The sequence below is a fragment of the Dactylosporangium sp. NPDC049140 genome, assembly GCF_040648435.1.
Genome location: NZ_JBEZDS010000067.1, coordinates 17869 through 36957 on the forward strand (window position 1 = coordinate 17869; position 19089 = coordinate 36957).

Below are 19089 nucleotides of genomic sequence, written 5' to 3' on the forward strand. Positions count from 1 at the left end.
CCACTGGTTGTTCACTCCTGCCGCGCCGCCGGGCGCCCGTCCTGGTCGAGTACGGCGTGGATCGACGAGACGGCCGCCGCGGCGTCCCCGACGGCCGTGGCGACGCGTTTGGTGGAACCCGAGCGCAGGTCGCCGATGGCGAAGACGCGCGGCGCGCTCGTCTGGAACGGCAGAGGTACTCCCGACCCTCCGGCGACCAGGCGGCTGTCGGTGCGGACGAAGCCGTCGTCGTCCCTGGCGACGCCGGTGAGCCAGGCCGAAGCCGGGTCGGCACCGATGAAGCAGAACAGGGCCCGGCAGTCCAGCTCCGCACGGCGGCCGTCCGGCCGCTCGACGACGACCGAGGTGAGGGTGGCATCGCCGGCCAGCTCCCGGATCGCCGTGCCCGTGCACACCCGGACCCGGGGATGAGCCCGGATCCGGTCGGTGAGGTACGCCGACATCCGCGCCGCAAGGTCTGCGCCGCGGGTGATGATGTGCACCGTCGCGCCGCCGGCCGCGAGCGACAGAGCCGCCTGCCCGGCCGAGTTGGCTCCCCCGACGACCGCCACCGGTTGACCTTCCAGCTGCCGGATGTCGAGTTCGGTGACGGCGTACCGGATGCAGCCGGACTCCTCGAACGCCGCCCATCGTGGAACGTCGAGGCGGCGGTAGCGCGCCCCGCTGGCGGCGATGACAGCCCGGCAGGCAATGCGTACGCCGTCGTCCAGCAGCACGGCCGGCTGGCCGCGATCGTCGAGTTCGAGCCCGGTTACGATGCTGGGTGAACAGATCCGGACGCCGAACTTGAGCGCCTGGAGCATGGCCAGCCGGGTCAGGTGCGCCCCGCTGATGCCGTCCGGGAATCCGAGGTAGTTCTCGATGCGGGGGCTCTTGGCGGCCTGACCGCCGGGCCCATGGCGGTCCAGCAGCACCGTGACGAGGCCCTCGGACGCCGCGTACACCGCGGCGGCGAGCCCTGCCGGGCCGGCGCCCACCACCACGATGTCGACCGGACGGTCGTCGGGCCGGTACGTGAGGCCGAGGGCCCCGGCGACGGTTGCGGGCTTCGCACGCCGCAGCACCGAACCACCGACGACGGCGGCTGGAAGATCGTCCGTGGTGAGCGCCGCCGACGCCATCAGCGAGTGCCCGTGGTCCGAGGTCGTGCTGTGCCAGGAGTGCGGCAGCAGCATCCGTTCGGCGTAGGTACGAAGCTCGCGGGTGTCCGCGGTGTCCGGCCGGCCGACGATCTCCAGGACGCTACCGGCCAGGTCCCGGAAGACGTCGCGCCGTTGCCGGAACGCTGCGAGCAACGACTCGGCGATGTCACCCTGCTCGGCCAGGGCCCGGCGCAGCGCCGCCGACCCGAGCCGCACGACCTCTCCGGCGGACACCACGCGGGCGGTCAGATAGACGCGCTGACCGGTCAGCAGGTTCAGCTCGCCGAGAAAGTCACCGGGGCCGCCCCGGTACATCAGTCGCTCCGGCTCGAGGGCCGTGGCGTCCCGGATGATGTCCACCGAAGCGGTCAGGAGCACGAAGAAGTCGTAGGAGTCGTCGCCGGTCGCGTAGAGCCGGCGGCCCGCCTCGACGCGCTCCGGTGCACCGTAGCGGGCGAGCCGGTCCAGCTGCTCCTCGTCGAGGACCGGTCCCCGCGGCGCGGGCCGCTCGCTCACCTCGCCGCCACGGTTGGCCGGCGGGCGAGCGGCACGAGGTACAGGACAAGGCCGGCGGCCGTGAGCGCGAAGCCGGCCCAGACGGTGGACAACGTACCCCAGCCGGCAGTGAGGGTTGCCGCGCCCCCGATCGCGCCGAGGGCGTTGGCGAGATTGAGGGCAGCGAGATTGAGCGCGCCCATGAGCGTCGGGGCGTCCGGGCCGAAGCCGGTGAGCCGGACCTGGATCGTCGGGATCGCGGCCATCATGGTCGCGCCGACGGCGAACAGGCACGGCAGCAGAACGGCCAGACTACCGCCGGCTACGCCGATCAACGCCAACGGCAGCAGCACACCGCCGTAGCCGATGATGAGCCCGCGATGCTCGAACCGGTCGGCGAGGCGTCCGCCGGCGAGGTTGCCGGCCGTCATGCCGAGCCCGAAGACCGCGAGCGCGAACGGAATGACCGAAGCGTCCTGCCGCGCGGCGTCGGTGACGAACGGGCCGATGAACGTGTACACGGCGAAGATGCTGGAGATCCCGAGCGACGCCACGGCCACCATCCACCAGACGCCGGGCCGGCGCAGCGCACCGAGTTCGCCGCCGATGGAGCCGCCGCGCAGGTCGTCGGTGCGCGGCAGCCACGCCACCAGAGCGGCGCCGGCGAGCAAGCCGGCGGCGACCACGGTCCAGTACATGACCCGCCAGCCCGCGTGCTGGCCGATCACCGTACCCAGCGAGGACCCGACGATGGTGGAGACCGTGAGCCCGGCCATGACCGTGGTGAATGCCTTGCCGCCCCGGCCCGGCCCGTACACGTAGGCGGCGACGACCGCCCCCGCGCCGAAGAACGCACCCTGCACGCTGCCCGCGAGGAACCGGAAGACGACGAGCAGCGTGATGTCGGGCGCCACGGCGGAGAGCCCGTTCCCGGCCAGGAACAATGCGACCAGGCCGAGCAGCAGGGTCCGCCGGTTGACGCGGGCGGCGAGCAGGGTGATGGCCGGGGAGCCGACGATCACCCCGACGGCGTACGCCGTGATCGCGTAGGTGGCCACCGGGATCGACACGTCCAGGTCGGCGGCGAACAGCTGGATGATGCCGTTGCTGCCGAACTCGCCGGTGCCGATCGCGAAAGTACCCATCGCCAGGGCGAGCAGCGTCAGCTTCGGATTGCGGATGGCCGAGGCGGCCGCGGTGTGCCGCCGCTCCTCGGCGGCACACTGCCCTTCGTATGCAAGCTGCAGCATGGCCGTCAGCCGAGCCGGCCGGGTCGCCGGCGCATCAGCGGGCCGCCCGTCGGATGAGGTCCGCCGCCGCAGCGGGCTGGGAGATCATGGCGACGTGGGAGGCGTCGATCTCCCGGACCTGCGCGCCGGCCCGCTGCGCCATGAACCGCTGTGCGGCGACCGGCAGCACCTGGTCGTCGCGGGCCGCGAGGTACCAGGAAGGAATGCTCTTCCACGCCGGCGCGCCGGAAGGCTCGCCGAGTGTGCGGACGTCCGCCGGTCGCTGGCCGGCCCACATCAGCTCGGCGGTCGACTTGGGCAGATCGCCGGCGAAGACGCCCCGGAAGAGCTCCTTCTTGATGTAGCCGTCGACGCTCTCGCCGGCGGGACGGAAGTCCAGCGCCGACTCACTCAGCCTGCTTCCCGGGTACTTGGTCTGCAGGCCCAGCAGGGTCTCACCGGCGTCGGGCACGAACGCCGCGACATAGACCAGCGCCTTCACGTTCGCGTTCCCGGCGGCCGCGTTGGTGGTGACGATCCCGCCATAGGAGTGCGCGGCGAGCACGATCGGGCCGCTGATGGTCGCGAGGAAGCCGGCCAGGTAGGCGGAGTCGGTGGACACACTGCGCAGCGGGTTGGCCGGCGCGAGGACGGGGTAGCCGTCGTGGATGAGCCGGGCCGCGACGTCGTTCCAGCCGGACGCATCGGCGAATGCGCCGTGAACGAGTACCACGGTGGGCTTCGGCCGGCCGGTGGAGCCGGGCTGGGCGTGCGCGGCCGGCACGCCGAGGAGTGCGCCGGCCGCAACCGCGGCCGATCCGCTCAGTAGTGTCCGTCGAGTCGTCGTCATCAGGATGCCCTTCGCAAAGAACGGTGTGGGATGGCCTTGAACGCGGTCACCGTAGGCGTGGGGCAGTTGATGATCGGTGAACGAGTCGATCCAGTCCGCGTCAAGTCCGCCGACCTAGCGTCGCCGGCATGACATCGACGAAGAGCGGCGCGCAAATCAAGTGGGGTAAGCGAATTCATCTGCTGTGCTACCTCGTGGCCAACGTGATCCAGGTCGTGGTGTGGTGGCTGTACACGCCCGACCACTTCTTCTGGCCCCTGTGGTCGATCCTCGCCTGGGGCATCGGGTTGGCCTTCCACCTGCTGCTGGCCGGCGCACCGCCCCGGTCCCGGGTCAGCCACCGGTGGTGATCACCCACAGCGCTGTTACAAAGCGGTGCCGCCGGCGCATGCGAGCCGGCGGCACCACTTCAAATGCCGAGCGGAGCGCTCAGCCGGCGGTCTCCCGGGCGGCCTGCTCGATGAAGGCGACCGTGGCGTCCGGGTGTGACACGAACAGCAGATGCGAAGCGCCCTCGATGACCTGCACGACGGCGCCGGCCCGCTTGGCCATGAACTGCTGGGCCTCCGGCGGGATGATCTGGTCGGCCGCGCCGATGAGGTGGTAACTCGGAATCGTTGCCCACGCCGGCACACCGGCCGCCGGCTCGGAGAACGCGGCCGCGCCGGCCGGGCGCTGGGTAATCGCGTACACGGCGGCGTCCGCGGCCGGCACGTCGGCCGCGAACCGGTCGTGGTAGGCCCGCGGATCGATGTACAGGTCGACCTGTCCGTCGGGCAACGGCACCGCCTTGAGCGACTCGTTCACGGTGCTGCCCGGGAACCGGGCGACCAGTTCTCCAACGGCCTCCCCCGTGTCCGGCACGAACGCCGCGAGGTAGACCAGAGCGCGCACCTGCCGGCTCGCGGCCGCGGCCGCGGAGACGACAGCCCCGCCGTAGGAGTGCCCGACCAGCACGATCGGTCCCTCGACGCTGTCCAGCAGCGCCCGCACGCCGGCCGCGTCGGCGGCAATTCCGCGCAACGGGTTCGGTGCGGCGAGCACCGGATATCCGCCGGCCAGCAGCCGACGGATGATCGCATCGAAGCCGCTGCTGTCGGCGAATGCGCCGTGCACCAGCACGATCGTCGGTTTCACCTTTTCATCCATTGTGGACTTCCCCTCTCCGGCCGGCCGGATTTTCGTGTTTGACGTTTGACTGGCCCTGATCCGGGACCGGTACGTCGAAGCAGTTCAGCACCATCGCGATGAGGCAGTAGCTGCCGATGAGGAACACCAGCTCGCCGACCCCGTCACGACCCAGCAGTTGCGTGGCCCGGTCGTATGTGGAGTCCGGCAGGATGCGCCCGGAGGTCAACGCCATCGCGACGTCGTGGGCGATGGCCTGTTCGTCACTCAGCCCGGAGGGTCGCCCGCCGACCGCCAGGGTCGCGATCTGCGCCGCCGCAAGACCGACCCCGTCGGCCGTCTGCTCGTGCGCGTACAGCAGGTATCGAGCTCCGTAGGCGCCGCCGACGGTGAGGATCGCCACCTCGCGAACGATCGGGTCGAGGCGAGCCTCGGCCGCGACCGCCCGCTGCAGGAACAGAGCCGGAACCCCGAACGTAGGGAAGTGCAGCATCGCCGCGAACGGCCCGACGAGCGCGCCGTCGTCGTCGAGGATGACGACGCGGCCCTGCTCTTCGGTGACGAGGCCGGCGATGCCGTCATGCACCTCGCGGAGTCGAGGGTTGAGCTCGTCGGGCGGGATGGGTCGAATACGCATGCGGTGCCTCCGCCTCAGAGTCCGTCGGTGTACTGGCCGGCGATGAGTACGAAGGCAACCCGGCAGTTCGTCGCCGACCGGTTCGCCCATGCGTGGTTGGTGCCCCGCTGAATCACGATGTCTCCGGTGCGGGCGGTGGTCTCACCATCGTCGAGAACCAGCGTGAGCTCGCCCTCGATGACGATCCCGTAGTCGATCGTCTGCGTGCGGTGCATCAACGGATGCGGTGCGCCGGCGGCGGACCGCGCGGCATCGGCGCCGCCCATCTCCCCGAACTTCTCGGCCGCCTCGGCCCCCGTCAGGTTTCTGATGCGGTCGTCCTCCGGAGGGAAGTCGATCACCCGGATTCGAGTACCACGCTCGGGAGGTCCGAGGATCAGACCGTCCTCCGCCGGCTCACCCGACTGCCGGTCGATGACGGCCGGCGTCTCGCGTGTATTCCATACCTCGTAGAAGATCGGGCCACCGGACCCGCCGATCTCAACCACGCGCGTCGGCGCCGCGTCCTGCGTGATCACCGCTCGGCCGGACGCGTCATGGCCGGTCACGATTCTCCGGAACGGTTGCGTTGGGCTCATGGGGAGAGACTGGCGCCCTCCACTTGACGCGGAGTGGACGGTCTTCGGGCCGTGCTCCACTGCCCGTAAAGTCCGTCAAGGCGCCGACTGGCTCGCTCTCGACCGAACAAAGCGGTCAAACCCGGCCGAGGCCGGCGCGTAGGATTTGATCAACGATCCATCCCAGGAAGGGTTCGATGGCTGAGTCCGGCGCCCGTCCGAGCGCCGGGGCCGATCCGGAGGGCGGCCCCGCTTCGCTCGCCTTCCAGGTCCTCGGTCCCTTGCGGATGTGGCGTGACGGCGTCGAGGTCGATACCGGACCGCCGCAGCAGACGTACCTGCTGACCCTGCTGCTGATGCACGCCGGCCGGCCAGTCAGCGCGGCGGAGCTCATCGACCTCGTCTGGGGCGACGGCATGCCCGCCTCGGCATTGAACATCGTGCAGAAATATGTCGGGGCGCTGCGACGGCTGCTCGAACCGAACCTCTCGAACCGGGACCCCGGCTCCTACCTTCGCCGGCGCAGCGGCGGCTATCAGTTCGATGTCAGCCGAGTGACGCTCGACCTGGCCGAGTTCCGCCAGCTCCTCGGCGTCGCCCGCAACGCACTGGAGGTAGGCCGGCGCGAGGATTGCGTCGACGCGTACGACCAGGCGCTGTCGCTGTGGCGAGGGCCCGCGGGCGACGGGCTGCCCCTCAGCGCGACCGCCGGCCGGCTGTTCGCCTCGGCCAACCAGGAGTTGCTCGACGCCTGCGTCGAGGCCGTTCGTGTCGCGGTGCCGGGCGGTCAGGCCAGACGCATCTTGCAGCCGGTACGGCTGGCCGCTTGGATCGCGCCCTTCGACGAAATGATCCAGGCGACGCTCATGACCACACTGGTGGCGTCGGGGCAGCAGCCGGAGGCACTGTCGGTGTTCGACACGGTACGGAGCCGGCTGGCCGACGAGCTCGGCATCGATCCCGGTCCCGTGCTCCGCGAGGCGCACCGGCAAGCTCTTCGACAGGTCGGGCCGGTGGCTGCGCCGCGCTCCGCGCTGGAGTTCGCTGCGCGGGAAGGTCCCGGCCGCGGGTCCGATCGTCTCGTGGGCCGGCACGAGGAACTGGCAATCCTCCGTCAAGCCGTCGACTCGGCCGGCTCCACCCGGGCGCAGGTCCTACTCATCGAAGGACCTCCGGGAGTCGGCAAGACCCGTCTGCTCGCCGAAATCACCGGCGAAGCCGCCGCGAACGGTGCGCTCACCTTCTGGGGCCGATGCCAGGCCGGTGAAGGGGCGCCGTCGATGTGGCCTTGGATCCGGATTGCCGAGGCCTTGATTTCGGTACTGCCGGAGGACGAGCAGGCACGCTGGACGGCCGGACTCGGCGACCTGCTGGAGCACCCGGCCCGCGGGGTCGACGTCCCGGCACGGCCGGATGCCAGAGCGCAGTTCCACATGTACGGCCAGATCGTCGCATTGTGCAGCGCGGCCGCCGCTCGGCGGCCCTTGGTCGTGGTCGTGGACGACCTCCACTGGGCAGATCAGGCCTCGCTGCAGCTGTTCGCCCACCTGGCCGAGTCGCTACCGCTCAGGAGCGTGCTGATGGGCACCTTCCGCGGCCATGCCCCGGTACCCGGCCAACACGTGCAGCGCATGCTGGCGGCGGTCGCGCGGCTGGAGCACCATCGACGCATCGTTCTCGGTCCTCTCGAACCGGCCGATGTCGCCGAGCTGGTCCGCCAGGAGACCGGAAGAGCGCCCAGCCCCGCCGTCGCCCGAAGCATCCAGGCCCGCACCGAAGGCAACCCGCTGTTCGTACGCGAGCTCGCGAGATTCCTCGCCGAGGAGAACCACCTGTCCGACCAGGCCGCCGCCCAGGCTGCCGTCCCGTCGACGGTGCGGGACATTGTCCGCGACCGGATGAGCGTGCTCGACGACCGAGACCGCCGCCTCATCGAAATCGCGGCCCTGATCGGCCGCGACATCGACGTCCGCCTGCTGGCGAGCGCGTCCGGCCTCGACGTACCGCAGTGCCTTGCTCGCCTGGAGGTGCTCGAAGCCCTCGGCCTGGTCGAGACGGCGTCCGGCTCCCTGGGCGACTGGCGGTTCGTACACGATCTCGTCCGCGAGGCGGTGGCGCGCTCGGCGACGCGATCAGATGCGGGCCGGTTCCATCTGCAGATCGCCGCCGCGCTCGCGCAGAACCAGGAACCGGCCGAACGCCACGGTGAGGCACTGGCCCACCATCTGTGCGCGGCGGGGCCGCTCGCCGAGCCGAAACAGACCGCGCAAGCACTCGTTGTGGCGGGACGCATTGCGGCAACACGATCGGCCTATGAATCGGCGGAGAAGGACCTCAATACCGCGAGCCGCATCGCGCGCGGTGCCGGACTCCTCGACCTCGAGCTGACCGCGCTGACCGAGTTGACGGCCATTGCCGGCATCCACACCGGCTTCGTCGGCGCCACCATGGACCATCTGAACCGGGCCGAGGAGGTGGCTCGGTCGCTCGGCCACGACCGGGAGGCTACCGGCTTCCTCTTCACCCAGTTCCTGGCTTACGCCCAGGGCATCCAACTCGAGGCGGCCGGGCGTCTCGCCCGCCGGCTGCTGAATCATGGCCGGCACTCCTCGGACCCCGTGGTCGAGGCTTCCGGCCATCATGCGTGGGGAGTCCACCAGTGGAGCACGGGCAACATCGGGGAGGCCTACCGGAACCTCAGCCGATCCGACGTGCTCATCCGGGCCCAGCGGGACGCCGAGCCGCTGCGACACCGGCTGCAGATGATGACGCCGGTCATGCTCGCGCTGAACACCGCGCTGCACGGCGACCTGGTCGCCGCGCGTGAACTTTTCGACAGGGTGGAGCTCGACGCCGGCGAGGATCCCTATGCCCTCAGCATCTGGGGCTCATTTGCTGTCACCGCGGCAGCGGCCGCGGGAGACCCCGCCTGGGCGCTACGGGCGGCCGAGACGGCCATCGACGCTGATCCGGACTTCTCCTTCACCTTCTCGGGCAGCTACCCGCGGCTCGCAAGGCACTGGGCGGCGGCCATGTCCGGCGGCGATCCGGTTGCGGCCGCCGCGGAGATGCAGCGCATCATTGAAACCACACTTGTCGACCCACCGCGATCGAACCTGGCCACCTGGTACGCGCTGCTGGCCGAGGTTCGGCTGGGTGGCGACGACCCCGTCGCCGCCATGGCCGCGCTGGACAAGGCCGAGGCGTTCATCGACAGATACGGCGAACGGTATGCCGAGGGACTGGTGCTCCTCATCCGCGCGAAGGCATTCCGAGCCGGCGGCGACGTCCGGTCCGCCCGGCAAGCGGCCTATCGAGCGCTCAGCGTTTCGCAGGAGCGTGGGGCCCTGCTCTTCGCGGCGCGCGCCGGCGGCCTGCTCGCCGAACTCCCCGGCCGCGGCGACGAGCACATACGGGGCCCGCACACGGAGCACGGCTAGCCTGACCTGCGTGGATGCCCGCCGTCCAGGTTCAGTCGGCGTCAAGTTTTCATTCAGTGCCTGTCACTAGCCTTGGTCTCCTTGTACGTCGACCCAAGGGGACCTGTAATGCCTACCCGCGTCAAAGCGTAGCGGTGCCAGTCCTTGCAGCTCCGTCCGGCGGTGAAGACGAGCCGGCTGAGGGATCCGCACCGTATCTGCAGATTCTCGGTCCGTTGCGAATCTGGCGCGACGGTGTGGAACTGGACGCCGGGCCTCGGCAGCAGGCATACCTCCTGGCTCTGCTGCTGGCCCGCACCGGCCGGCCGACCAGCGCGAGCGAGTTGATCGACCTGATCTGGGGCGATGACGTCCCCTCCAGCGCCTTGAACGTTCTGCACAAGTACATCGGCGCGTTGCGACGGCTGCTCGAGCCTCTGCTACCCGTACGCGAAACCGGCTCGTTCATTCACCGTCGCGGCAATTCCTATCTCTTCGCCGCCGGCCCCGCCACGCTGGACCTCGTCGCCTTCCGGGAACTCGTCGATGCCGCGAGGGCCGCGCTGGCCCGGCACCATCACGAGGTGGCGCTCGATCATTACGTCGGAGCGATCGGGCTCTGGCGTGGCCCGGCGGGCGACGGCAACGCCGACGGGACGATCGCCACGACGGTCTTCGCCGCACTGGACAACGAGTTCTACGACGCTTGCACGGCGGCGGCGGAGCTCGCCATGTCGACGGGCCAACCGGAGCGGGTGCTCGCAGCCTTGCAACTGGCCGCCTCGATGGCACCGTTCAATGAGCCCGTGCTGGCCGGTCTCGTCGGTGTTCTCGGCGCGACCGGACGCCAGGCGGAGGCGCTGGCATTGTTTCGTCAGGTCCGCGACCGGCTCGCCGACGAGCTGGGCATCGACCCGGGTCCGGCGCTGGAGGAAGCCCAGCGGCGGGTTCTGGTGCAGCCCGCAGCGTCGCTGCTGGTGCGGGCGGCGGACGAGGAGGCCGGGCGGGGTACAGCGGCCACCTTGATCGGCCGGATCGAGGAGCTCGCCACGCTGCGGCGCATTGTCGAGCACGCAGCCGCCGGCCACACCGCGATCGGCGTTGTCGAAGGCGAGCCCGGCGCGGGCAAGACCCGCCTGCTGGAGGAGGCCGCCGCCGTGGCGGGCCGGCTTGGCGCAATCATCGCCTGGGGCTCCTGCCTGGAGGGCGACGGGACACCGGCGATGTGGCCGTGGGAGCAGGCGCTGGGCACGATCGTGTCCAGTTTGCCCGCTCCGGCGAGCAAGCAGTGGCTCACCGGCGAGCTGGGAAGCCTCCTTGCCGCGCGGGACGACGTGACCCGGGACCTTCCCGACGGCAACGCCCAGTTCCGGCTGTTCGAGCAGGTCGTCGCCCTCGTCGGACAAGCCTCGGCGCGGCGGCCGACGCTCCTGATCCTTGACGATCTCCAATGGGCCGACGCCGCATCCCTGCAGTTGTTGCATCACCTGGCCGGGCGGCTGCCCCAGGGCACCGCGATCATCGGCGCGCTGCGCGACCGCGCGCCCACAGTCAGCTCGAACCTCTCCCGGGTGCTGGCCGCCGTCAGCCGGCGGCCCGGTCACCGGAGGTTCCGGCTCGGCCCGCTCGGCCTGGCCGACGTGGCCGAACTCATCCGCCACGAGGCCGGCCAGGATCCCGGCGACGCCGTGGCCCGCGCCATCCACGCCCGTACCTCGGGCAACCCGTTCTTCGTCCGCGAACTGTCCCGGCTCCTCAGCGAGGCCGGCGCGATCGGCGACGGCGAAACGTCCGTATCGGCCGGGGTGCCGTCCACCGTCCATGACGTCGTCCGCGACCGAATGGCCGGGCTTGACGAACGCGCCCGCGACCTGCTGCACGTGGCCGCGCTCATCGGCCGCGACGTCGATCTCAGGCTGCTGTCCCGCGCCACCGGTGTCGGCGTCGCGGACTGCCTCCATCGCCTGGAACCGCTGCATACGCTCGGGCTGCTCGAATCCGGGCCGCAGGACCCGTCCTCGCTCCGCTTCGCGCACGACCTGGTTCGCGAGGCCGTTTCCGAGACCGCAACGACACAGCAGGTCACCCACCTGCATCTACGTGTCGCGGACGCGCTCGAACAGATCCATGCCGACGATGACGACGTCGCCGAACGCCTCGCGTACCACCTGTGGGCCGCCGGCCCCCTCGCCGAGCCCGTACGCGTCGCGGAGGCGCTGATCCGTGCCGGGCGCCGCGCCGCAGCCAAACTTGCGTTCGAGTCCGCCAATCGGCAGTTGCGCTCCGCCGTACAGGCCGCCCGGGCGTCAGGACTCATGGAGCTGGAGTTCTCCGCCCTCACGCTGCTCGCCATCGTCGTCAGACGGCAGTCGGGGTACGACGCCTCGACATTCGATCTGCTGGAGCGGGCCGAGTACCTGGCCCGCACCCTCGGTCGGGAGGCGGAGGCGGCCGACTTCCTCTTCATCCGTCTGATGGGTGCGTACACCTCCATCGAGAAGGGCCGTGGGCAGTTGGCCCGCCGAATGCACGAGCTCGGTCAGGTGTCCCCCGATCCCGCCGTCCGACGCTACGGCCGGCAGGCCTGGGGCCTGCATCAGTGGGACGTCGGCAACATCGGCGAGGCGTACCGGTCCTTCGCCGAGGAGGACGTCACCGCCGCCCTGGACGAGGAGACACCACTCCGGCGGGATGGCAGCATTCCCGGGGAAGGGCCCGGCTGGCGGGCCGTCATGACCGCGCTGCACGGTGACGTCGATGCCGCGCTGGCTTTCGTCGACACTTGGGACACCCCGGGCGATCCGTACGCGGCCTCGGTCTGGGTCTACTACACGACCATGATCGCTTCCATGGCCGGGGACCCTGCGCCGGCACGGCGAGCCGGCGAGCGCTGGGTCGCCACCGGCCTCGCCCGTCTTCGCGCCCAGATCGACCACTACATCCGGCAGAGCTGGTGTTGGGCACGTGCCCTCACCGGCGAGGATCCGGCCGGCGCGGCGGCCGAGGCCGAGGCCCTCCTGGTCGCCAACCTGCTCCATCCACCGCAGTGGGGCATCGCCTACCACTACGCATTGATCGCCGAGATGTGGCTGGCCGCCGGGTCGCCCGACCGGGCCGACGCCGCTCTCGACCGGGCCGACCAGGCGGTGTGGAGCTACGGCCAGCGATACGCCGAAGGGCTGCTCCTGCTGCTGAAGGCGCGCCTGCTGCAGGCCCGCGGTGCACCCCTCACCGCTGTCCGGACCGCCGCCGAGCTCGCCTACACGCAATCCACCGCATGTGAGGCGCACCTGTTCGCGCGGCGCGCCGAACGATTCCTCGCGGAACTTGGAGGCGATACATGACCGCAGGACCTGAGGAACAGCCCGGGCTGACGACCCTGGCCCGTGGGCTCTCGGCGCCGAAGGGCTTCGTCGACGCCAGCCTGGCCGCACCCGTCCCCGGAACGATTCGCCTGCTCGGGGGGATTCCTGCGCCCGAGGCCCTGCCGGTCGAGGCGATCCGCCGGGCATCGGCGCAGCTGTGGCCGGACGCCGACGCCGCGGTCGCATGCCTGCAGTATTCGCCGGCGCACGGTTCCGCCGCGCTACGCGACTGGATTGCGAAACGGGAGGGCGTCGACCCGAGCCGGATCGTGGTGACGAACGGCGGCATGCACGGCCTGGCATTGGCGGTGCTGACCGTCGTCGAGCGCGGTGCCACCGTCGCCGTCGACGATCCGGTGTTCCCGGGATTCCTGTGGGCCCTGGAGGTATCGACGAAGCGGATCCTGCCGGTACCGGTCCTGGCCGACGGCTTCGATGTCGAACACCTCGCCCGGCAGCTCGCCGCCGGCGCCCGGATCGCCGCGGCGTACACGGTGCCCGACTTCCACAACCCCGCCCAGGTCAGCCTCTCGGCGCCGAAGCGGCGGGCACTTGTCGACCTCGCCGAGCGGTACGGCTTCTACGTGATCGTCGACAACCCGTACCGTGAACTGCGCTTCGCCGGCCAGGACCAAGGCGTCGCGGTCTTCAACCAGTCGGACCGGGCGATCCACGTCAACACCTTCACCAAGACCCTCGGCCCCGGCTGGCGCGTGGGCTGGCTGGTGCTGCCGGACCACCTCGTGGACCCCGTGATCCGGCTGCGCAACCGCCTCGACGTACACACATCCTCGGTGACCCAGGCGATCGTCGAACGGCTGCTCACCGACGACGCCCAATGGTTCGACCGGATCGTACGCAGCGCGACCGCGCTGTACCGAGAACGCGCTGGTGTACTGATCGCCGCCCTGCGGGAACAACTCCCGGGCGCCCTCCAGGTCGTGGCCCCCGAAGGCGGGCTGTTCCTCTGGCCGCGGCTCACCGACGACGCCGTGGACCCCGCCGCGCTGTTCCAGCGGGCGGCCGCCCGCGGCGTGATCTACCAGCCGGGCGAGTTCTTCGCGGCGGACCCGGGGCTGCGGTCTTCGACCCGGCACCTCCGGTTCGCCTACAGCGACCGCACTCCCGAAGAGCTGCGGGAAGCCGTACGCCGGCTGGCTCTGGCCTTCTGAGGACACATGCGCGAAAGGCAGTCCCCATGGTGGATTCCCGGGAGGCACTCATGACCGACGTTCGGCTCCCCCTCCGCGCGCTCGTCCCGTTCGCCGCCGGTTCGGTCGGCATGGGCATCTGGGTCACCGTGCCCGGCATCTTCCTGCTGTACTTCCTGACCGACGTCCTGGCCGTGCCGCCGCACGCGGCCGGCCTGGCGCTGCTGGTGCCGAACGTCGCCGATATCGTGGTGCACCCGTGGGTTGGGCGGCTCTCCGACGCCAACCTGGCCGGCAGCGGCCACCGCCGGCGCCTGATGCTGGCCGGCTGCGTCGTGGTGGTCGCCTTCGTGGCCATGTTCGCCGTGCCGTCGGACCTGACCGGGACGACCGCCGCGATATGGGTCTCGGTGGCGCTGGTCGCCGGCAACCTGCTCTACTCGTGCTACCAGGTTTCCTACCTCGCCACACCGGCCGACCTGGGCATCGGCTACCACGAGCGGACCCGCCTCATGGGCTACCGCAATGTCGTGATCACCGTGAGCGTCCTGCTCGCCGGCGTAGCCGCGCCGCTGGTCGCCGGCGACGACCCCGGCGTCGGCGACTACACGAGGATGGCCCTGCTGCTCGGCGCGGCCATGCTTGCGGCGATGCTGACCGGCATCACCGGCGTCGCCCGCCTCCACCGGGCCGCGCCGGGCACCCCGGCCGAGCCCGGGCACCGCGGCGGGCTGCTTGTCGCGCTGCGCGACCGGCAGTTCCGTGCGCTGACCGCGTCATATCTGACCGTCGCGATCACGATGAACCTGGTACTGGCCGCCATGCCGTACTTCGCCGAGTACGAGCTGGGCCGCGCCGCGCTCACGACCGTGCTCATCGCGGCGTTCATGGCGCCGGCGGTTCTGGCCACGCCGCTGTGGGTACTGGTGGCCCGGCGTTTCGGCAAGCAGCGAAGCCTCCTCGCGGCCCAGGCCGCGTTCGTGGCCGGCTCGCTGGTGCTGGCTCTGGGCGCCGCGGCCGGCCTGCCGCTGCTGATCGCCGCCGTAACCGTGCTCGGCGTCGCGTTCGCCGCGATGCAGCTGATGCCGCTGTCGATGGTGCCCGACGTCGTCGCCGCCGCCGGGCCGGCCGGTACCGCCAGCGCGGGCAGTTACACCGGCGTATGGACCGCCGCCGAGGCCACCGGCGGCGCGTTGGGGCCGTACGTGTACTCGGCCTGCCTGGCTGCGGGCGGGTTCGTGGCCAGTACCGCGGGCGAGCACGTCACCCAGTCTTCCGGCGCGCTGACGGCCATTCGCTACGGCTTCACCCTCGTGCCGGCGGTACTCATGACGATCGCCATCGCGGTGCAACGCCGGTACACCTTGGACGAACGCGCCCACGCCACGGCGCCGCGTACCGTCGTCCGGGAAAACGCACTGGAGTAACGCCGCCCGGCATCCCAGCAGGGATTACCTAAGTCATACCGATTCCGGCCGGCCCGGTTCTTCGTAGCGTCTCCGGCATGGAGCTGATCGAGAAGTACCTCGCCATCTGGAACGAGACCGACCCGAACTCCCGCCGCGGCCTGATCGACCAGGTTTGGGCGCAGGACGGCACCTACACCGACCCTCTGGCCCAGGTCGCCGGCCGGGACCAGATCGACGCCCTCGTGGGCGCGGTCCAGCAGCAGTTCCCGGGCCTGGTGTTCCGCCTCGGCGGACCGGTGGACGCGCACCATGACCTGGCCCGGTTCACCTGGCACCTGGGCCACCCGGACGCCGAGCCGATCGCCATCGGTTTCGACGTCGCCGTCATCCACGACGGCCACGTCGCCGCGGTGCACGGCTTCCTCGACCGCGTCCCGTGCTGAACCCGCCGCGCGATCACCGCGCCACCTCCGGCGTATCAATGCCCGGCACGCTCGGGACCGACGTCTGCCGGCGCAGCTCGCACTCGGCGGCGACCCCGCCGAGCGCTCCCCAGACTCGCTGGGAAGCGGTCGGCAAACGCATGAGACCCACCGCTCCCACGGCATAGGCGAAGATGCCGACGGCGGCCGCCTCCGCCAGGATGACCAACCAGTTCTCCTGCACCCGCACTCCGCTCTCGTGCTCGCTCGTCGGCAGGTGGCAGGGAGGGTGCCGATCGTCGCGGCCGCGTTCGACAAGGGCCCCGCCGAGGAGCCGGAACGGCTCGTCTACAGCGGGCGGCTCAGGGCCACGGCCGAACCCAAGGAGGTCCGGCTCGCCGAGGCGTTTTGCACCGAGGGGTGCTGCGGTGGTCTGTACGTAACGATCGTTCGCGAAGGCTCCGACGTGGTCTGGAAGGACTGGCGCTCCTCCGGAAGTCCCAGGCCGGCCCGGTGTCGGCCTGGGACTGCGGGAAGCCCCGGCTCAGGCCGACGCGCTCTTGACGAGGAACTGGTAGATGACCTGTGGTGAGCGGTGGCCGGCCCGGTCGACGCTCACCACGAACATCCGTTTCGGACCGGACGACTGCGGCGTCCAGGTGATCGTCGCGGAGCCGCCGAGCGCGTCGGCCCCGGCGAACTCGGTGGGACTGAGCTCGCCCCAGAGGTACCCGACGATGTCGGTCTCACCGTTCGCGGAGAAGGTGAACTGGCCCGGGATGCCCGGTCCACCGGAGCCCGGGAGCACGAACCCGGGTGGATACTGGACGGAGGACACCAGCGGCGGGTTGGCCGGCGGCACGAAGTCGGCGACGACCGTGCACGGCTCGCTCCACCCCGAGACCGCGGCGTCGTCATCGACGGCCCGGGCGGTGATCTGGTAGGTCTGGCCGTCGGAGAACACCCCGTCCGGTACGGTCACGGATGCGTTGGTCCGGGGCGGACCGGGAATGGTACTCAACTCGGTGCGCCGGGTCGGGTCGCTCACCGGCGCGATGGCGAAGGTCACGCTGACCATCTCGTCGCTCGAGCCCGAATCCCCGTCGGGGTCGGAGTCGGCGGCGCTGAGCCCGGGCTGCGGCGAGCCGAGGTAGTAGGGCGCGGACCCGCAGAGTTGGCTGTCGACGCTCAGGCCGGTGGGTACCCGAGGCGCCCGGTTGTACTGCACGATCAGCTTCACCGCGTGGTCGAACGTGCGGCCGTAGCGTGGGTTGGCCTCCAGGCGTTGCGGAACCCGCAGCTCCAGGGTGACGGTGGAGCGGCCTGCGGCCAGCGCGGCGACGAGGGTGTCCCGGACATCCCAGGCGTCCCGCCACGACGGGCAGCCTTCCGTGCTGGGCGTACCGTCCACCAGGCCCGACTCGGCCGGCGGGCGCCGCCACGTCGGCGCCGTGAAGCCGGCGGTCCGGCGCAGCTCGACGGCGGGCTCCGCGGTGCAGTCGTTGGCCGACTTCTCCGAGGTGACGATCTCGGCCGCCGGTACGGTCGCACCGGCGAACGACGAGATGTCGAACGTGAAGTAGGACCGGGAAAGATGCGTCCTGCCCGCACTGTCGCGCCAGACGCCGACCGGAGCGTCGACCGCCTCGTTCACGTGGGTTTGCAACGGCTGCCGTGCATCGGTGTACGCCCACGTGGTGGCGCCGACACCGACCTGCGTGTACGCGACCGCAGGGGCGGCGTCGAGCGCTACGAACCCGCCGGCGACGACCCCCGCGGCCATTGCCAGGCTGATGAATCGACGCCTGTGCCAGGTGCTGTTCATCGGACTCCTCGTACATGAGGGACCCTGCCGCGTCGGCAGGCACCCACAACACGCCCGGCTCGGCCGGATCGTTGCGCCCGTACCGCAACGGCGCTACCCGCTCGGCGCCGGACTCGGGCAGGCGACCCGGTCGCTCGCCCACAGGAAGTTCCCGATGCCGGGCCGCGGCACCCGGAACGGGTCGACCTTCATCATGTCCGTCCCGGTGGTGATGGTGCCGGGAATCACCGCCGGCCCCTCCGCGACGTACAGGGTCCTCCCCAGGCACTGGGTCGGCATGACGGCCGCGAAGTGCACGGTGGGGTTGGCCGGGTCGAGGTAGGAAGTGCCCGACCGGAACAGGTGCTGGACGTCCGCCTCGTCGATGGTGTAGGACGCCCAGAACACGCGCAGCCGTTCATTTGGGCACCTCGGTTTGGCCGGCGCCAGACTCACGTCGATATCGAAGCCCACGACCCCGGTCACGTTGGCGTTCATGGTCGGCACGCACGACGGCGACGACGACGCCGTCGACCGTCCCGGTGCGCTGGTCGGCGAGCCGGTGACCGATGATCCGCCGGCCCCGGCCCCGGGCCCCGGCGGCCGGCTCGACGTCGCCGGAGACGGCTCGATGGAGGTCGATACCGACGGGCTCGGCGTGGTGGCCATCTGGGGAGTGCCGCTCGCGCGGGCCACGACCACGGCGACGCCCGACGTCGCGAGCACCAGCGCGGCGACCGCGCCCACCAGCCGGCGTCGGCGCCGGGTCGCGACGGTGCGGCGTGCGGCCTCCACACCGGGCGCGGTCGACGGTACTTCCGCGCGCAGTGCCGCGAATCGGGAAACGAGCGGATCGCGGCTAGACATCGGCGCCCGCCTCCATGCCGGAGTCGCCGAGCTCGGCGGCGAGCGCCGCTCGTGCCCGAGAAAGCCAGGATTTGACGGTACCTTCGGCAACGGTCAGCTCCGCGGCGATCGCGGGCACCGTCAAGTCGGCCACGTAGTACAACACAATGACCCGCTGCTGCTGCGGTGACAGTTTCGCGATCGCCGCGACCAGCGCGACCCGATCGGGGCTCGGACCCGGCACCGGCTCGTCACGCTGCCGCCGCGCGAAGGTCATCGCCGAGCGCACGCGGCGCCAGCGGCTCGTCGCCAGGTTCCAGGCCACCCGGCGAATCCACGCCGCCGGGTCGTCGTACGTCGCCAGTCGCGACCAGCGGTCCAACGCCCGGCAGAACGCCTCCTGCACCACGTCCTGCGCCTCGGCCAGGTCGCCGGTCTGCGCGAGGAGCTGCACGACCAGCGAGTGGAAATTCGCCGCGTAAAATTCGCTGAAGTCGGCCAGGGTGCCCGGTGTCCCCGGCCGCGGTACTGGACCCCCGGCGCGGCCCGGCAGTGTGATCACAGTACGCATTCCTCCCCCGCGCGCCGCGCTCACGGCCGAGGCGCCCGCCACTACACGCCTGAGGGGTACGAAG

Annotated in this window: 16 protein-coding genes; 6 read left to right on the forward strand and 10 right to left on the reverse strand. The window is 70.9% G+C overall.

Going from position 1 to position 19089, the window contains the following annotated elements; genetic code table 11:
* Positions 1–11 precede the first annotated feature (11 nt).
* From AB0B76_RS53000 to AB0B76_RS53010, 3 genes are read right to left on the reverse strand one after another with little or no spacing between them, the layout of a single operon-like run.
* On the reverse strand, positions 12–1658 hold the full coding sequence (locus AB0B76_RS53000) for an FAD-dependent oxidoreductase (protein ID WP_360392126.1): 1647 nt from the start codon (positions 1656–1658) through the stop codon (positions 12–14).
* Positions 1655–2887: an MFS transporter gene (locus AB0B76_RS53005; RefSeq protein ID WP_360392129.1), complete on the reverse strand. Its 1233-nt coding sequence runs from the start codon at positions 2885–2887 to the stop codon at positions 1655–1657. The genes AB0B76_RS53000 and AB0B76_RS53005 overlap by 4 nt, the downstream gene beginning before the upstream one ends.
* 34 nt (positions 2888–2921) lie before the next feature.
* Complete coding sequence (locus tag AB0B76_RS53010; RefSeq protein ID WP_360392132.1) at positions 2922–3716, reverse strand: alpha/beta hydrolase; 795 nt, start codon at positions 3714–3716, stop codon at positions 2922–2924.
* A 128-nt stretch (positions 3717–3844) separates the two neighbouring features.
* Here AB0B76_RS53010 and AB0B76_RS53015 point away from each other — a divergent pair, with 128 nt between their 5' ends.
* Entirely contained in the window at positions 3845–4066 is a 222-nt protein-coding gene (locus AB0B76_RS53015) for a 2TM domain-containing protein (protein ID WP_360392135.1), read from the forward strand.
* Positions 4067–4145: 79 nt separating this feature from the next.
* Here AB0B76_RS53015 and AB0B76_RS53020 read toward each other — a convergent pair whose 3' ends face one another.
* The 3 genes from AB0B76_RS53020 to AB0B76_RS53030 are packed head-to-tail and all read right to left on the reverse strand — an operon-like array spanning position 4146 to position 6029.
* Positions 4146–4853, reverse strand: coding sequence for an alpha/beta hydrolase (locus tag AB0B76_RS53020; RefSeq protein WP_360392138.1), 708 nt, complete (start codon positions 4851–4853; stop codon positions 4146–4148).
* Positions 4854–4857: 4 nt separating this feature from the next.
* Positions 4858–5481, reverse strand: coding sequence for a hypothetical protein (locus tag AB0B76_RS53025; protein WP_360392140.1), 624 nt, complete (start codon positions 5479–5481; stop codon positions 4858–4860).
* Between the two features lie 14 nt (positions 5482–5495).
* Entirely contained in the window at positions 5496–6029 is a 534-nt protein-coding gene (locus AB0B76_RS53030; RefSeq protein WP_360392142.1) for a cupin domain-containing protein, read from the reverse strand.
* A gap of 206 nt (positions 6030–6235) precedes the next feature.
* Between AB0B76_RS53030 and AB0B76_RS53035 the strand changes: the two genes are divergently transcribed.
* The 5 genes from AB0B76_RS53035 to AB0B76_RS53055 all read left to right on the forward strand — a co-directional run bounded on the left by AB0B76_RS53035 (position 6236) and on the right by AB0B76_RS53055 (position 15825).
* A complete protein-coding gene (locus AB0B76_RS53035; protein ID WP_360392145.1) occupies positions 6236–9478 on the forward strand; it encodes an AAA family ATPase in 3243 nt (1080 codons plus the stop codon).
* Between the two features lie 215 nt (positions 9479–9693).
* Positions 9694–12801, forward strand: coding sequence for a BTAD domain-containing putative transcriptional regulator (locus tag AB0B76_RS53040; RefSeq protein ID WP_360392147.1), 3108 nt, complete (start codon positions 9694–9696; stop codon positions 12799–12801).
* Positions 12798–13994: a PLP-dependent aminotransferase family protein gene (locus AB0B76_RS53045; protein WP_360392150.1), complete on the forward strand. Its 1197-nt coding sequence runs from the start codon at positions 12798–12800 to the stop codon at positions 13992–13994. The genes AB0B76_RS53040 and AB0B76_RS53045 overlap by 4 nt, the downstream gene beginning before the upstream one ends.
* A gap of 50 nt (positions 13995–14044) precedes the next feature.
* The gene (locus tag AB0B76_RS53050) at positions 14045–15400 is read left to right on the forward strand and encodes an MFS transporter (RefSeq protein WP_360392152.1); all 1356 of its coding nucleotides are present in this window, start codon (positions 14045–14047) and stop codon (positions 15398–15400) included.
* Between the two features lie 77 nt (positions 15401–15477).
* Complete coding sequence (locus AB0B76_RS53055; RefSeq protein WP_360392155.1) at positions 15478–15825, forward strand: nuclear transport factor 2 family protein; 348 nt, start codon at positions 15478–15480, stop codon at positions 15823–15825.
* 13 nt (positions 15826–15838) lie between these two features.
* On the opposite strand, the gene AB0B76_RS53060 is transcribed toward AB0B76_RS53055, so the two are convergent.
* From AB0B76_RS53060 to AB0B76_RS53075, 4 genes are all read right to left on the reverse strand, one after another.
* On the reverse strand, positions 15839–16048 hold the full coding sequence (locus AB0B76_RS53060; RefSeq protein ID WP_360392158.1) for a hypothetical protein: 210 nt from the start codon (positions 16046–16048) through the stop codon (positions 15839–15841).
* Positions 16049–16348: 300 nt separating this feature from the next.
* Positions 16349–17629, reverse strand: coding sequence for a hypothetical protein (locus AB0B76_RS53065; RefSeq protein WP_360392161.1), 1281 nt, complete (start codon positions 17627–17629; stop codon positions 16349–16351).
* A 93-nt stretch (positions 17630–17722) separates the two neighbouring features.
* Positions 17723–18475 (reverse strand): hypothetical protein, encoded by a 753-nt coding sequence (locus tag AB0B76_RS53070; RefSeq protein WP_360392164.1) that lies wholly within the window; start codon positions 18473–18475, stop codon positions 17723–17725.
* Positions 18468–19007, reverse strand: coding sequence for a SigE family RNA polymerase sigma factor (locus AB0B76_RS53075; RefSeq protein WP_360392202.1), 540 nt, complete (start codon positions 19005–19007; stop codon positions 18468–18470). The genes AB0B76_RS53070 and AB0B76_RS53075 overlap by 8 nt, the downstream gene beginning before the upstream one ends.
* Between the last annotated feature and the right edge of the window lie 82 nt (positions 19008–19089).

Bases quoted from the DNA above. Each gene is read 5' to 3' on its own strand.
- AB0B76_RS53005 (WP_360392129.1), bottom strand. From the start codon at position 2,887: ATGCTGCAGCTTGCATACGAAGGGCAGTGTGCCGCCGAGGAGCGGCGG.
- AB0B76_RS53010 (WP_360392132.1), bottom strand. From the start codon at position 3,716: ATGACGACGACTCGACGGACACTACTGAGCGGATCGGCCGCGGTTGCG.
- AB0B76_RS53015 (WP_360392135.1), top strand. From the start codon at position 3,845: ATGACATCGACGAAGAGCGGCGCGCAAATCAAGTGGGGTAAGCGAATT.
- AB0B76_RS53025 (WP_360392140.1), bottom strand. From the start codon at position 5,481: ATGCGTATTCGACCCATCCCGCCCGACGAGCTCAACCCTCGACTCCGC.
- AB0B76_RS53035 (WP_360392145.1), top strand. From the start codon at position 6,236: ATGGCTGAGTCCGGCGCCCGTCCGAGCGCCGGGGCCGATCCGGAGGGC.
- AB0B76_RS53045 (WP_360392150.1), top strand. From the start codon at position 12,798: ATGACCGCAGGACCTGAGGAACAGCCCGGGCTGACGACCCTGGCCCGT.
- AB0B76_RS53050 (WP_360392152.1), top strand. From the start codon at position 14,045: ATGACCGACGTTCGGCTCCCCCTCCGCGCGCTCGTCCCGTTCGCCGCC.
- AB0B76_RS53055 (WP_360392155.1), top strand. From the start codon at position 15,478: ATGGAGCTGATCGAGAAGTACCTCGCCATCTGGAACGAGACCGACCCG.
- AB0B76_RS53065 (WP_360392161.1), bottom strand. From the start codon at position 17,629: ATGAACAGCACCTGGCACAGGCGTCGATTCATCAGCCTGGCAATGGCC.
- AB0B76_RS53070 (WP_360392164.1), bottom strand. From the start codon at position 18,475: ATGTCTAGCCGCGATCCGCTCGTTTCCCGATTCGCGGCACTGCGCGCG.